General features: G+C 66.4%; 11 protein-coding genes. 6 read left to right on the forward strand and 5 right to left on the reverse strand.

Annotation, left to right across the window (positions count from 1 at the left end):
- From DK459_RS06770 to leuC, 5 genes are all read right to left on the reverse strand, one after another.
- A partial coding sequence (locus DK459_RS06770) for a FimV/HubP family polar landmark protein (RefSeq protein WP_146221881.1) occupies nucleotides 1–1,002 on the reverse strand: 1,002 nt, incomplete at its 3' end.
- A 263-nt stretch (nucleotides 1,003–1,265) separates the two neighbouring features.
- Nucleotides 1,266–2,396, reverse strand: coding sequence for an aspartate-semialdehyde dehydrogenase (gene asd, locus DK459_RS06775; protein ID WP_006387952.1), 1,131 nt, complete (start codon nucleotides 2,394–2,396; stop codon nucleotides 1,266–1,268).
- A 231-nt stretch (nucleotides 2,397–2,627) separates the two neighbouring features.
- Entirely contained in the window at nucleotides 2,628–3,704 is a 1,077-nt protein-coding gene (gene leuB / locus DK459_RS06780; RefSeq protein WP_006387951.1) for a 3-isopropylmalate dehydrogenase, read from the reverse strand.
- 37 nt (nucleotides 3,705–3,741) lie between these two features.
- Nucleotides 3,742–4,392 carry a 3-isopropylmalate dehydratase small subunit gene (gene leuD, locus DK459_RS06785; RefSeq protein WP_006387950.1) on the reverse strand — a complete coding sequence of 217 codons (651 nt, stop codon included), beginning with the start codon at nucleotides 4,390–4,392 and terminating at the stop codon, nucleotides 3,742–3,744.
- Nucleotides 4,393–4,414: 22 nt separating this feature from the next.
- Complete coding sequence (leuC, locus tag DK459_RS06790) at nucleotides 4,415–5,818, reverse strand: 3-isopropylmalate dehydratase large subunit (protein WP_110134571.1); 1,404 nt, start codon at nucleotides 5,816–5,818, stop codon at nucleotides 4,415–4,417.
- 513 nt (nucleotides 5,819–6,331) lie between these two features.
- On the opposite strand from leuC, the gene DK459_RS06795 reads away from it, so the two are divergent.
- The 6 genes from DK459_RS06795 to DK459_RS06820 all read left to right on the forward strand — a co-directional run.
- Nucleotides 6,332–7,846 (forward strand): TolC family outer membrane protein, encoded by a 1,515-nt coding sequence (locus DK459_RS06795; RefSeq protein WP_024068383.1) that lies wholly within the window; start codon nucleotides 6,332–6,334, stop codon nucleotides 7,844–7,846.
- A 23-nt stretch (nucleotides 7,847–7,869) separates the two neighbouring features.
- Nucleotides 7,870–8,082: a hypothetical protein gene (locus tag DK459_RS06800; RefSeq protein ID WP_006387947.1), complete on the forward strand. Its 213-nt coding sequence runs from the start codon at nucleotides 7,870–7,872 to the stop codon at nucleotides 8,080–8,082.
- Nucleotides 8,066–10,231 (forward strand): type I secretion system permease/ATPase, encoded by a 2,166-nt coding sequence (locus DK459_RS06805; RefSeq protein WP_035201587.1) that lies wholly within the window; start codon nucleotides 8,066–8,068, stop codon nucleotides 10,229–10,231. The genes DK459_RS06800 and DK459_RS06805 overlap by 17 nt, the downstream gene beginning before the upstream one ends.
- A gap of 7 nt (nucleotides 10,232–10,238) precedes the next feature.
- Nucleotides 10,239–11,675 carry an HlyD family type I secretion periplasmic adaptor subunit gene (locus DK459_RS06810; RefSeq protein ID WP_006387945.1) on the forward strand — a complete coding sequence of 479 codons (1,437 nt, stop codon included), beginning with the start codon at nucleotides 10,239–10,241 and terminating at the stop codon, nucleotides 11,673–11,675.
- Nucleotides 11,676–11,694: 19 nt separating this feature from the next.
- The gene (locus DK459_RS06815) at nucleotides 11,695–12,351 is read left to right on the forward strand and encodes a response regulator transcription factor (RefSeq protein ID WP_049053714.1); all 657 of its coding nucleotides are present in this window, start codon (nucleotides 11,695–11,697) and stop codon (nucleotides 12,349–12,351) included.
- Between the two features lie 85 nt (nucleotides 12,352–12,436).
- The coding region (locus DK459_RS06820) for a retention module-containing protein (RefSeq protein ID WP_110134612.1) at nucleotides 12,437–14,393 on the forward strand (1,957 nt) is incomplete at its 3' end.

Genomic DNA, 14,393 nt, shown 5'->3' on the forward strand with positions numbered 1-14,393 from the left:
ATTGCTCTGCAACTGATTCACGCGGCCCTGGGCATCCGCCATGGCTCGTGCGTCGGAGGCGCGCTGATCAGCCTGCGCATCGGCCTGGGCTGTCGCGCCGCCTTGGGCCTGGCCGGAGGACAGGCGCACCCGGTCCTGCGGCTGGGACGCCGTGGCCACGCCCGTGTCGCCGGGACGGGCCACCGTGCCGGAAGCGGCATCCTGGCCCTTGACCACCGAGGGGTTGGCGCCGGCCGCCGCGCCCAGACGGGCCCGGTAGCGGGCGAACGCTTCGGCGTGCTCGTTGAAAATACGGCGCGCCTCCGCCGGATCGACGGCGCGCACGGTCGCCGCGTCGGGAATCGCCAGTTTCTGCCCGGCCCGCACCAGATTCATGTTGCCCTGGATGAACGCATCGGGATTGGCGCGCCACAACGCCACCAACATCTGGTAGATCGAGGCGTTCGGCACCGCATTGCGCTGGGCAATGGCAAACAGCGTGTCGCCCGACTTCACGTTGACCGACCCCGCCGTGCCGCTGGCGCGGCTCGGCGTGCCAACGGCCGCGGGCGAAACCTCGGCGCCCGCGCCCCGCAACGGCACCAGGATGCTGACCTGCACCTGCCGCTGGCCCGAGCTGGAGCTGATGTCCAGCAGCAGGTCGACCGCGCCGCCGGACGGCGCCTGCGTCGACCGCACCCGCAGGTTCTTGCGGGTCGGATCCATCCCATCCTCGACCCTCACCACCAGGCTGGCCAGCGGCGCGGGCGGTTTCAGGCCCGCGCGTTGCCACGAAGCCTCGTCGGCCACCGACACCCGCAGCGACGCGATTTCGTCGGGTGTGAGTTCCTGCAATCCCACCAGCGCCTGCAAGGGCGCGCCCGGGGCCGAGACCACCCGCGAATGCCCGACCCGCATGGCCAACGCCGGGCTGCAAGCGCTCGCGCCGATCGCCAGCGCGATCGCCCACTGGAGGGCCTTCAAACGGCGGGCATGCTTCACTTGGCGCGAACGCTGGGTCATAAGCTGGAATTCCGTTCTTGTCGTCGAATGGTCGGGCGGAGGCTGTTCGCGGCGAACGCGTGAGAACAAGCCTCAATTCACCGGAAAAGTGTAATGGATCGAGCGCGTTTCACAAACCTGAAAGGCGCATCGGCGTTGGCTGGCCGGCACATTGCCAGCCGCATCCGATGCGCTGATGACCCGGCGCAAACGACAAAGGCACCCGAAGGTGCCTTTGCGATACGGCCTCGTCGCGAGCGGGCGGCCAGGCCGGCCGCCAGGCCTCAGGCTTCGGCCAGCGCGATGCGCAGCATGCGGCGCAGCGGCTCGGCGGCGCCCCACAGCAACTGGTCGCCGACGGTGAAGGCGCTGAGGTATTGCGGGCCCATCGACATCTTGCGCAGGCGGCCCACCGGGATGTCCAGCGTGCCGGTGACCGCGACCGGGGTCAACTCGCGGATGGTCTCTTCCTTGCTGTTGGGGATGACCTTGGCCCACTGCGTGCCCTGGGCGATCAGCGCTTCGATCTCGTCCAGCGGCAGGTCGCGCTTGAGCTTGATGGTCAGCGCCTGGCTGTGGCAGCGCATCGCGCCGATGCGCACGCACAGGCCGTCGATCGGGGTGGCGGCGGTGCCGAAGGCGGCGCCACGGCCGAGGATCTTGTTGGTCTCGACCTCGCCCTTCCACTCTTCCTTGGACATGCCGTTGCCCAGGTCCTTGTCGATCCAGGGAATCAGGCTGCCGCCCAGCGGCACGCCGAAGTGCTCGTGGGGCAGCGCCGCGTCTTTCTGCTTGGCCAGGATGCCGCGGTCGATTTCCAGGATGGCCGAGGCCGGATCGTCCAGCAGCGGCTTGACGGCGTGGTTCAGCTCGCCGAACTGGGTCAGCAGTTCGCGCATGTGCTGCGCGCCGCCGCCGGAAGCGGCCTGGTACGTCATGGTGGTCATCCACTCGACCAGGTCGTTGTTGAACAGGCCGGCCAGGCCCATCAGCATGCAGCTGACCGTGCAGTTGCCGCCGATGAAGTTGCGCACGCCGCGCTTGAGCGCCGCGTCGATCACGGGACGGTTGACCGGGTCCAGCACGATGATGGCGTCATCGGCCATGCGCAGCGTGCTGGCGGCGTCGATCCAGATGCCGTTCCAGCCCGCGCCGCGCAGCTTCGGGTAGACCTCGGAGGTGTAGTCGCCACCTTGCGCCGTCACGATGATCGGCAGTTTTTTCAGAGCGTCAATGTTGTAGGCGTCTTGCAGCGGGCCCGCGCCAGTCGCCCAAGTGGGGGCGGCGCCGCCGGCGTTGCTGGTGGAGAAAAACACCGGTTCGATCAGTGCGAAGTCGTTCTCGTCGCGCATGCGTTGCATGAGCACCGAGCCGACCATACCGCGCCAGCCGACAAGGCCTACTGCTTGATTCATTTCAATCGCTCTTTAAAGGTGGGGACAAGGTGTGGTGAAAAAACGTGCAAGAACCCAACAATTTATCAGAATGCACGCATGGATGTTGCGGCGCAGCTTGAAAAAACGGGGCCGCAATCAAAGCCACCCTGCTTTCGCGGCGCCGCGGCAACATCGACATGAAAAAGGGCCGCCCCTGCGGGCAGCCCCTGGAATCGGGACAGCGCCGCAAGAGCGCGTCCCTTGCAGGCATCAGGCCAGGGCTTTGAGGACGGCGTCGCCCATGCCCGAGGTGCTGACCTTGGTGGTGCCGGGTTCGAAGATGTCGGCGGTGCGCAGGCCATCGGCCAGCACGCGGCGCACCGCGGCTTCGATGCGGTCGGCCTGCGGCGCCAGGTTCAGCGAGTAGCGCAGCAGCATGGCGGCCGACAGGATGGTCGCCAGCGGATTGGCGATGCCTTGGCCGGCGATGTCGGGCGCCGAGCCGTGGCTGGGCTCGTACAGGCCCTGGCCGCCGGCGTTCAGCGAGGCCGACGGCAGCATGCCGATGGAGCCGGTCAGCATGGCGGCCTCGTCCGACAGGATGTCGCCGAACAGGTTGCCGGTGACGATCACGTCGAACTGGCGCGGGTTGCGCACCAGCTGCATGGCGGCGTTGTCGACGTACATGTGCGACAGCTCGACGTCCGGATACTCGCGCGCCACTTCGATGACGATGTCGCGCCAGAACTGCGAGGTCTCGAGCACGTTGGCCTTGTCGACGCTGCACAGCTTCTTGTTGCGCTTCTGGGCGGATTCGAAGCCGATGCGGGCGATGCGGCGCACTTCCGATTCGGCATAGCGCATCGTGTCGTAGCCTTCGCGTTCGCCGGCAAAAGCGCCGTCCGGCGACGAGCGCACGCCGCGCGGCGTGCCGAAATAGATGTCGCCGGTCAATTCGCGGATGATCAGGATGTCCAGGCCGGACACGATCTCGGGCTTGAGCGACGAGGCGCTGGCCAGCTCGGGATACAGGATGGCGGGACGCAGGTTGGCGAACAGGCCGAGCGCCTTGCGCAGGCCCAGGATGGCCTGCTCGGGGCGGAATTCGCGCGGCAGGCTGTCGTACTTCCAGTCGCCGACGGCGCCGAACAACACGGCGTGCGATTCCTTGGCCAGCTTCAGCGTGGCCGGGGGCAGCGGGTGCTCGAACTCGTCGAAGGCGGCGCCGCCGACGGCGGCCTGCTTGATATCGAACGGCACGTCCAGCGCCTTCAGGACGCGCACGGCCTGTTCGACGATTTCGGGGCCGATGCCGTCACCCGGCAAGACTGCGATGTTGTGAGTCATGGAAAAAACGGTCCTGTGATCGGTATGAAGGGAGCTGTCAGGCGATCGGCCGGCTTTCCAGCCAGGGATGGCGGGCCAGGCGCTCGGCCTCGAAGGCGCGGATCTTGTCGGCGTGGCGCAGGGTCAGGCCGATATCGTCGAAGCCGTTCAGCAGGCAGTACTTGCGGAACGGCTCGATGTCGAACTTCATGGCGCGGCCGTCGGCCGCCACCACTTCCTGGCGCTCCAGGTCGATGTTGAGCTTGTAGCCGGGGAAGGCCTTCACTTCGTCGAACAGGCGCGCCACTTCGAGCTCGGACAGCACGATGGGCAGCAGGCCGTTCTTGAAGCTGTTGTTGAAAAAGATGTCGGCGTACGACGGCGCGATGATGGCGCGGAAACCGAACTGGGTCAGGGCCCAGGGCGCGTGCTCGCGGCTCGAGCCGCAACCGAAGTTCTTGCGCGCCAGCAGCACCGAGGCGCCCTGGTAGCGCGGCTGGTTCAGCACGAAATCGGGGTTGAGCGGGCGCTTGCTGTTGTCCATGCCCGGTTCGCCGTGGTCCAGGTAGCGCAATTCGTCGAACAGGTTCGGGCCGAAGCCGGTGCGCTTGATGGACTTGAGGAACTGCTTGGGGATGATGAGGTCCGTGTCGACGTTTTCGCGGTCGAGCGGAGCCACCAGGCCTTCGTGAGTGGTGAATGCTTGCATGATGTCGGTACTCGGTGGGCGCTTAACGGAACGTGCGGACGTCGACGAAGTGGCCGGCCACGGCGGCGGCCGCGGCCATCGCCGGGCTCACCAGGTGGGTGCGGCCACCCTGGCCCTGGCGGCCTTCGAAGTTGCGGTTCGAGGTCGAGGCACAGCGCTCGCCCGGCTCGAGCCGGTCGGCGTTCATGGCCAGGCACATCGAGCAGCCCGGCTCGCGCCATTCGAAGCCGGCCTCGATGAAGATCTTGTCCAGGCCTTCGCGCTCGGCCTGCTGCTTGACCAGCCCGGAACCCGGCACCACCATGGCCTGGCGCACGTTGGAGGCCACGTGCTTGCCGCGCGCCACGACGGCGGCGGCGCGCAGGTCCTCGATGCGCGAGTTGGTGCAGGAGCCGATGAAGACGCGGTCCACGCGGATGTCGGTCAGCGGCGTATTGGGCTTGAGGCCCATGTATTCGAGCGCGCGTTCCATGCCGCTGCGGCGCACGTCGTCTTTTTCGCGGTCGGGGTCCGGCACGCGCGAGTCGACCGGCAGCACCATTTCGGGCGAGGTGCCCCAGGTGACCTGCGGCTTGATGTCGCGGGCGTTGACTTCGACCACGGTGTCGAACTTGGCGCCTGCGTCGGTATGCAGCGTGCGCCAGTAGGCCACGGCTTGGTCCCACAGCACGCCGGACGGCGCGAACGGACGGCCGCGGAAGTATTCGATGGTCTTGTCGTCGACGGCGACCATGCCGGAGCGGGCGCCGGCCTCGATGGCCATGTTGCAGACCGTCATGCGGCCTTCGACCGACAGCGCGCGGATGGTGCTGCCGGCGAATTCGATGGCGTGGCCGGTGCCGCCGGCGGTGCCGATGATGCCGATGACGTGCAGCACGACGTCCTTGGCCGTACAGCCGAACGGCAGTTCACCTTCGACCTTGATCAGCATGCTCTTGGCCTTCTTCATGAGCAGCGTCTGCGTGGCCAGCACGTGTTCGACCTCGGACGTGCCGATGCCGAACGCCAGCGCGCCCAGCGCGCCGTGCGTGCTGGTGTGCGAATCGCCACAGACCACGGTCATGCCCGGCAGGGTGGCGCCCTGCTCCGGCCCGATGACGTGGACGATGCCCTGGCGCAGGTCGTTCATGCGGAATTCGGTGATGCCGTACTTGTCGCAGTTGGCGTCGAGCGTGTCGACCTGCAGGCGCGAGATGGGGTCGTCGATGCCCTGGGCGCGGTTCATCGTCGGCACGTTGTGGTCGGCGACCGCCAGGTTGGCGCCGTTGCGCCACGGCTTGCGCTCGGCGATGGCCAGGCCTTCGAACGCCTGCGGGCTGGTCACTTCATGCAGCAAGTGGCGATCGATATAGAGCAGACAGGTGCCGTCTGATTCCTGGTGGACGATGTGGGCGTCCCAGAGTTTGTCGTAAAGGGTTTGGGCCATGGATGCGCTCTGCAAATAGACAATCCGGCTGGTGCCTGGCGCGAAGAAACCAAACGTTCCCGCGCCGGCCGCTGCGGCATGGAAGAATTATGCACAGCGACCAAACCTAGTACAAGCACACCGGCAATACTAGTACATGCAATACCACCATGCCTCGATCCTCGACATCGGTTCACGGTTTCCGCGCGTGGATTCCGGCGAAAAGCGGCAGATAATCGGCGAGCGCAATATAAAAACAATTTAGATACAAAAGACGCAAGCAGGTATAATCAAGTTTCAATGTGGCAAAGCAGAAACCGAAATAATGCGACATAAAACGCATTAATAGTTTTTGATTAATCCGTCCATGTTGAATTTCGCGCAAATCACGTCAATTGTCGTGATTTACGTGAAACAAATCCCGACGGGCCGGCAAACATCCGTCAAGAATTAACAAATCTTGACTCGTCAATTCTGACATTTGCACACAATATGCCGGCTACTAATCCCAAACTTGACTCGCGAATAATCCCTATGTCTTCGTTTCTGCTTAAGACCTCGGTTTCCGCCCTGGCGTTGGCATTCGTTCCTGTCACCTTTGCCCAGCCCGCCGCGGCGGATTCCAGCACTGCGGCGCCCGCCCCGGGCGTCACGACGTTGAACCAGATTGTTGAACAGACCCTGCTCAGCAACCCCGAAATCCAGGCGAAATACCACGATTTCCAGGCGTCGCTGGAAGGCCAGGCAGTGGCGCGCGGCGCGTTCTTCCCGCAAGTCAACGCGTTGGGCTATGTCGGCCGCGAATACCGCAACAACGTCCCCGGCGTCGGCTCGCAGAACTGGAACCGCCCCGGCTACAACTTCGAACTGCGCCAGCTGATTTTCGACGGCTTCCGCACCAGCAACGACGTCAAGCAGGCCGGGTTCGACAAGCTGGCGCGTTTCTATGACGTGCTGGCCACCAGCGACAGCACCGCCCTGGCCGCCGTGCAGGCCTATATCGACCTGCAGCGCTACCGCGACATGGAACTGCTGGCCCGCCAGAATTATTCGCTGCACGAGGAAACCCTCAAGCAGATCGGCCAGCGCACGGAATCCGGCGTGGGCCGGCGCGTCGACCTGGAACAGGCCGGCGGCCGCCTGGCGCTGGCCCAGACCAACCTGATGACCGAAACCACCAACCTGCTGGACGTGCAGCAGCGCTTCCAGCGCGTGACCGGCGCCCTGCCGCCCGAGTCGATGCAGCCGGTGCCGGACATCTCCGACAAGCTGCCGACCAAGCCCGGCAACTTCAACGAGTCGCTGCGCCGCAACCCCAGCTTCCTGTCCAAGCAGGCCGCCCTGCAGGCGGCGGAAGCGGGCGTGGCCTCCTCCAAGGGCGCGTTCTCGCCCAAGTTCGAATTCGTCGCCGCCACCGGCCGCGACCAGAACGACCCGACGCCGGAAAACCGCAACATCCGCAGCTCCAGCGTCCAGGTGGTCATGAACTACAACCTGTACCGCGGCGGCGCCGATTCGGCCCGGGTGCGCCAGACGGCGGCCCAATCCTACGCGGCCCGCGACGTGCGCGACTATACCTGCCGCAACGTGCAGCAGGACCTGGCCGTGGCCTGGAACAACATCACCAGCCTGCAGGAAAAGCTGCCCTTCCTGCGCGACCACGAAATGGCCACGGCCAAGGTGCGCGATGCCTATCGCCAGCAGTTCCAGATTGGCCAACGCACCCTGCTCGACCTGCTCAACACCGAAAACGAACTGTTCGAATCGCGCCGGGCCCTGACCAACGCGGTCTATGACCTGAGGCTGGCCCAGTATCGCTGGCTGGCGCTTTCGCATAAGCTGCTGCCGGCGCTGACGCTGCAGCCCGCGCGCAACGAAATGCCCGAGGAAAATGGCAAGCTGGTGGTGTCCGACGATGTCATCCGCCTGTGCAATTCCACGGTGCCCGATTCGGCGCGGCTGACGCCAGTGCGTGTGCAATACAACGAAGGCACCCTGCCGCCCACGCTGGTGCCGCTGAACGCGCCCGCCGCCCAGGCCCGTCCCTGACGAGGCGCGCGCAAGGAGGCCATATGGCTACAGAGGACAACGACTTTTCACGGTTGGATGCGGACTTCGTCCGCGTGTTGGAAGACTTGATCGACGCCTTGATCGCCAATGGCACCTTGCGCATGACGGACCTGCCGATACAGGCCCAGCAAAAACTCACCCAGCGCAAGCAACAGCGCGCGCGACTCTCGGAGCATCTGGACCTGCTGGATGACGATGATGGACAAGTTATCTGACGCCGCCGCCCGGGAATGGCGCGCCGACGCGCGCGCCGCGCATGACGACCCGCTGCTGGACTGCCTGGTCGAGATCACCCGGCTGCACGGCGTGGCGGCCACCGCGCAGGCGCTGTCCGCCGGCCTGCCGCTGGAATCGCATCGCCTGACCCCGGCCCTGCTGCCGCGAGCGGCGGCGCGCGCGCAGTTGTCGGCGCGCGTGGTCAAGCGCCCGCTGGACGGCCTGCCGTCGGACCTGTTGCCGGCCATCCTGCTGCTGAATGGCGAGCGGGCCTGCCTGCTGCTCAAGAGGGATGGCGACAAGTGCGTGATCAGCCATCCCGAGCTCGGCGGCAGCGCGGTCGAGATGAGCGCGGCCGAGCTGGACGCGCAATACACTGGCCTGGTCTGTTTCGTGCGGCCGCAGTTCCGCTTCGACGCGCGCGCGCCGGAAGTGGCCAAGGTGCGCGAACGCCACTGGTTCTGGGCCGCCATCATGGAAAACCGGCGCCTGTACCGCGACGCGCTCATCGCCGCGCTGCTGATCAACATCTTCGCGATGGCGATGCCGCTGTTCACCATGAACGTGTATGACCGCGTGGTGCCCAACAACGCCGTCGAGACGCTCTGGGTGCTGGCGCTGGGCATCACCCTGGTGGTGATCTTCAACATGATCCTGAGCACGGCGCGCTCGCACGTGGTCGACAGCGCCAGCAAGCGCGTCGACGTGCGCCTGTCGGCGCAGATCATGGAACGGGTGCTGGACCTGCGCATGGAAGGCCGCCCGGTGTCGGTCGGCTCGTTCGCCGCCAACCTGCGCTCGTTCGAATCGATCCGCGACTTCATCGCCTCGGCCACCATCACCACGCTGGTGGACCTGCCCTTCATCCTGCTGTTCCTGGCCGCGCTGGCCTGGATCTCGCCATGGATGGTGCTGCCGCCGGTGGTGGCGATCGTGCTGATCCTGGTGGTGTCACTGGCCGCGCAGGCGCGCATGGAAGCGCTGACGATGGCTTCTTTCCAGGCTTCGTCGCAGCGCAATGCCACCCTGGTCGAGGCCCTGACGGGGCTGGAAGCGGTCAAGACCCTCAACGCCCAGGGCGCAATCCAGCGCAACTGGGAGCGTTCCACCGAGTTCATCGCGCAGACGGGCGGCAAGCTCAAGCTGATCTCGTCGTCCACCGTGGGCTTCGTGCAGGCGGTGCAGCAGCTGGTGTCGATCGCGGTCGTGATCATCGGCGTGTACCTGGCGCAGGATTCGGCCCTATCGATGGGCGGCATCATCGCCGCCTCGATGATCGCCGGCCGCTGCCTGGCCCCGCTGGGCCAGGTGGCCGGCCTGCTGATGCAATACCAGAATGCCCGCACCTCGCTGGGTTCGATCGACAACTACATGAAGCTGCCGATCGAACGCCCGGCCGAGGCCGAGTTCCTGCACCGCCCGGTGTTCCATGGCGGCCTGGAATTCCGCGACGTCAGCTTCACCTACCCGGGCAGCACCCAGCCGGTGCTCAAGAAGGTGTCCTTCAAGCTCAAGCCGGGCGAAAAGGTCGGCATCATCGGCCGCATCGGCTCAGGCAAGACCACGCTGGAAAAGCTGGCCTTGGCGCTGTTCCAGCCGACCGAGGGCGCGGTCCTGCTGGACGGCGTGGACGTGCGCCAGATCGACCCGGCCGACGTGCGCCGCGCCATCGGCCACGTGCCGCAGGACCCGCTGCTGTTCTACGGCAGCCTCAAGCACAACCTGGCGATGGGCGCGCCCTACGCCGACGACGCCAGCATCCTGGCGGCGGCCAACATGGCCGGCGTGACCGAGTTCGCCAACCTGCACCCGAACGGCTTCGACATGCTCATCGGCGAGCGCGGCGAGTCGCTGTCGGGCGGCCAGCGCCAGTCGGTGGCGGTGGCGCGAGCGCTGATCAACGATCCGCCCATCCTGCTGCTGGACGAACCCAGCAGCAACATGGATCACCAGAGCGAGGCCCAGCTGCGCCGCCGCCTGGGCGAAGCCAGCGCCAACAAGACCATCCTGCTGGTGACGCACCGCACCGCCCTGCTGGAACTGGTCGATCGCCTGATCGTCATCGATAACGGCCACATCGTGGCCGATGGCCCCAAGGAACAGGTCGTCGAAGCCCTGCGCCAGGGGCGCGTCGGACGCGGAAGCTGAGAGCCGCATGGACAACACCACCGCCATCCCGAAACCCGCCCTTGCCCGGCCCGGCCTGCTCAAGCGGCTGTGGCTGCGCATACGCGGCGTCTTCATTTACTTCTTCGACCGCCTGCTCGACGGCGCCGAGAAAGGCAAACCCAAGGCGCGCACCGACTACGTCGGCAACGCCGAATGGGTCATCCACGAATCGCAGGCGCGCGGCGCCCGCGTGCTGCTGTGGACCAGCCTGCTGGCCGTCTTCCTGCTGCTGCTGTGGGCGGCCTTCGGCTATATCGACGAAGTCGTGCGCGGCGAAGGCAAGGTCGTGCCCTCGCGCCAGGTACAGATCATCCAGAGCCTGGACGGCGGCATCGTCGAGGAAATCCTGGTCAAGCCCGGCCAGGAGGTCGAGGCTGGCCAGATCCTGCTGAAGATCGATTCCACCCGCTTCGCCTCGTCGCTGGGCGAAAACAATGCCGAATACCTGTCGCTGCTGGCCAAGTCGGCGCGCCTGAAGGCGCTGGCCACGGGCGAACCCTTCGTCGCGCCCGAAGAAGTGCTGAAGCAGGCGCCCGGCCTGGCCGAAATGGAGCGCAACGCCTGGCAGGCCCGCACCACCGAACTGAACGCCACCGTCAACGTCGCCCGCGAACAGCTCAAGCAGCGCCAGGAAGAACTGCGCGAGACCATCGCCAAGCGCGACCAGGCGTCGGCCAGCTGCGGCCTGACCTCGCGCGAATTGCAGGTGACCCGGCCGCTGCTCAAGAGCGGCGCGGTGTCCGAGGTCGACCTGCTGCGCCTGCAACGCGACGTGGCCCGCTACTGCGGCGAACAGAAAGGCGCCGAGGCCCAGATCGACCGCATCCAGGCCTCCATCAAGGAAGCCCAGAGCAAGCTCGAGGAATCCGAGCTGAACATCCGCAACCAGGCCCGCAACGAGTTGTCCGAGACCAACACCAAGCTGTCGACCCTGCGCGAGGGCAAGCTGGCCCTGGCCGACCGCGTCAAGCTGGCCGAAGTGCGCGCCCCGGTGCGCGGCACGGTCAAGACGCTGTTCAACAACACCGTGGGCGGCGTGGTCCAGCCGGGCAAGGACATCATCGAGATCGTGCCCAAGGACGACACCCTGCTGCTGGAGGTGCGCATCCTGCCGCGCGACATCGGCTTCCTGCACCCCGACCAGAAGGCGGAGGTCAAGTTCACCGCCTACGACTTCGCCATCTATGGCGGGCTGGAAGGCAAGGTCGAGCAGATCGGCGCCGACACCGTGACCGACGAGAAAGGCAATTCCTATTACGTGGTGCGGGTCCGCACGGACCGCAGCACGGTGGGCGACAAGAACCTGCCCATCATCCCCGGGATGGTGGCCGAGGTCCACGTCCTGACCGGCAAGCGCACCGTGTTGCAGTACCTGCTCAAGCCGGTGCTGCGCGCGAAGGCCAACGCCTTTACCGAGCGTTAGAGGAGAGCGAGAAGGCTTTATGAAATCCGTTCCCGTCTTGTTGATTACGCACGACGACCTGTTGTGGCAGCACTGGCGTGCCCTGGATCCGGCGCGCTGGCTGGCGGCCCGCGGGCGCGGCCTGGCGGACCTGCAGCGCTGGCGCGAGCAGGGCCGCGCCCTGGCGGTGGTGGACACCGACCTGCCGCGACTGCCGTCCTGGCAGGACCCCGCCTGGAATGCCCAGCTCGCCGGGCTGCAGGTGGTGGTGGCCAGCGCCAGCCCCAACGACGAACAGGGCGCCCAGGCGCTGGGCGCCGGCGCTTTGGGGTATTGCCACAGCTACGCCCCGGCGCCGGCCCTGGCGCAGGCGCTGGAGGTAGTCGCCTCCGGCGGCATCTGGATGGGTCGTTCGTTGGTGACGCGCCTGCTGCGGCTGGTCACGGAGCGCGCGCAGGACAGCCGGTCCTGGGACAACGGCACCCTGACCGAGCGTGAAACCACCGTGGCGCGCTACGCCGCCAGCGGCCAGTCCAACGCCCAGATCGCCGACGCGCTCGGCATCACCGAGCGCACCGTCAAGGCCCACCTGTCGGCGGTCTTCGAAAAACTCGAGGTGACCGACCGCCTGCAACTGGCGCTGCGGGTGCACGGCATCTCGGCGCCGGCCGATACGCGCAGCAAAATCCCCTCGTGAACCTGTCCTCGAGGACAATACCGCCGCGCGGCGGCCCCCTCTAGTATCTAGGCCATCTTGGATAACTCCCTGAAACGGAACCAACATGGCCAACTCCTCCCCCGCAGTCGTCAACGAAATCACCGGTCGCGCGTGGATACGCAATAGCGACGGTTCCCTGACCGAGCTGCACCAAGGCAGCAAGGTGCCCGCCGGCAGCGACATCGTCACGGCATCGGGCGCCACGGTGGCGCTGCAGGTGGAAAATGGCATGCCGATCGTGATCGGCGAAGGCCGGGCGGTGGCGGTCACCGAGGACATGGCCGGCCCGCTGGCCGACCCGACCGAAGCGGCCGTGGCCGCGCCCAAGGGCACCGACTCCGACCGCCTGCTGGCGGCCTTGCAAGCGGGCCAGGATCCGTTCGACGTGCTGGATCCGACCGCCGCCACCCTGACCGGCGGCAGCGGCGACGACGGCGGCGGCAGCTTCGTGCGCCTGGCCCGCATCCTGGAAACCACCAGCCCGCTGGACCTGGCCTACCCCAATCCGGGCCGTGGCGCCGACACGATCGACCGCGCCTCCAGCGGCGCCGGCGGTGATGGCGCCGCCGCGGGCGACAACAACAACGCGCCCCTGGCCATCAATGACGTTGCCCGCACCGATGAAAAGAGCGCCGTGCGCGGCAACCTGCTGATCAACGACAGCGATCCCGACGGCGATCCGTTGAGCCTGGTCTCGATCAACGGCCGGCCCATGACGCCGAATGGCGTCGCTGTCACCGGCTCCAACGGCGGCACCTTCATCGTGCAGCCGGACGGCAGCTACGTGTTCGTGCCGGGCACCGGCTTCCAGCATCTGCCGGAGGGCCAGACCACGACCACCACGATTTCCTACGTGGTCACCGACCCCAGCGGCGCGACCTCCACCGCCACCGTGGAAGTGACCGTGGTCGGCGTCAATGACCCGGCCCAGATCACCGCCGCCAAGCCGGGCGACGACGCCGGCACGGTCAAGGAAGACGAAGTCTCCACCGCGAATGGCAAGCTCAATGTCGTCGACGCGGACGATGGCCAGTCGTTCTTCGTGGCCGTGGCCGACCGCGCGGGTGTGCACGGCACGTTCTCCATCGACGCCAACGGCAACTGGGTCTACAACCTGAACCAGGCCGACCCGCGCGTGCAGGCGCTGGCCGTGGGCGAGAAGCTGACCGAGACCTTCACCGTCACCACCGCCGACGGCACCACCGGCACGGTCACCATCACCATCAATGGCACCAACGACGCCCCGACCATCAGCGGCGAAGCGGCCGGCGACGTCAAGGAAGACGGCGCGCAGGAAGTCTCGGGCCAATTGGCCAAGCAGGACGTCGACACCAGCGACACCCATACCTGGTCCGTCAACGATGGCGGCAAGGGCCAGTACGGCACCCTGACCGTCGACCAGAACGGCAAGTGGACGTACGTGCTGGACAACAACAGCGACAAGGTCCAGGCGCTGGCCGAGGGCCAGAAGGTCACCGATACCATCACGGTGACCGTCGATGACGGCCACGGCGGCAAGGCCACCCAGGTCATCACGGTCACGGTCACGGGCACCAACGACGCCCCGACCATCAGCGGCACCACGGTCGGCGAGATCCGCGAAGACGACACCAGCGACACCGTGTCCGGCCAGTTGACCCAGCACGACGTCGATACCAACGACACCCACACCTGGACCGTCAACGATGGCGGCAAGGGCCAGTACGGCTCGTTCACGGTCGACGGCAGCGGCAAGTGGACCTACACGCTGGACAACGGCAGCGACAAGGTCCAGGCCCTGAAGGAAGGCGAAACGGTCACCGACACCATCACCGTGACTGTCGATGACGGCCATGGCGGCAAGGCGACTGAAACCATCACCGTCACCATCACCGGCACCAACGACACGGCCGTCATCACCCCGAGCAAGCCGGGCGACGATGCCGGCAACGTCAAGGAAGACGGCAACCTCGTCACCGGCGGCAAGCTGGACGTGACCGACAAGGACGCCGGCGAAGCCACGTTCAACCCGCAGACCGACG

This window comes from Achromobacter sp. RW408, assembly GCF_003184165.1.
GTDB classification, from domain to species: Bacteria; Pseudomonadota; Gammaproteobacteria; order Burkholderiales; family Burkholderiaceae_B; genus Achromobacter; species Achromobacter xylosoxidans.

What these genes read in the sequence shown, in the direction of transcription:
- DK459_RS06815 (WP_049053714.1), top strand. Translation starts at nt 11,695, where the DNA reads ATGAAATCCGTTCCCGTCTTGTTGATTACGCACGACGACCTGTTGTGG.
- DK459_RS06795 (WP_024068383.1), top strand. Translation starts at nt 6,332, where the DNA reads ATGTCTTCGTTTCTGCTTAAGACCTCGGTTTCCGCCCTGGCGTTGGCA.
- leuB (WP_006387951.1), bottom strand. Translation starts at nt 3,704, where the DNA reads ATGACTCACAACATCGCAGTCTTGCCGGGTGACGGCATCGGCCCCGAA.
- asd (WP_006387952.1), bottom strand. Translation starts at nt 2,396, where the DNA reads ATGAATCAAGCAGTAGGCCTTGTCGGCTGGCGCGGTATGGTCGGCTCG.
- leuD (WP_006387950.1), bottom strand. Translation starts at nt 4,392, where the DNA reads ATGCAAGCATTCACCACTCACGAAGGCCTGGTGGCTCCGCTCGACCGC.
- leuC (WP_110134571.1), bottom strand. Translation starts at nt 5,818, where the DNA reads ATGGCCCAAACCCTTTACGACAAACTCTGGGACGCCCACATCGTCCAC.
- DK459_RS06805 (WP_035201587.1), top strand. Translation starts at nt 8,066, where the DNA reads ATGGACAAGTTATCTGACGCCGCCGCCCGGGAATGGCGCGCCGACGCG.
- DK459_RS06810 (WP_006387945.1), top strand. Translation starts at nt 10,239, where the DNA reads ATGGACAACACCACCGCCATCCCGAAACCCGCCCTTGCCCGGCCCGGC.
- DK459_RS06800 (WP_006387947.1), top strand. Translation starts at nt 7,870, where the DNA reads ATGGCTACAGAGGACAACGACTTTTCACGGTTGGATGCGGACTTCGTC.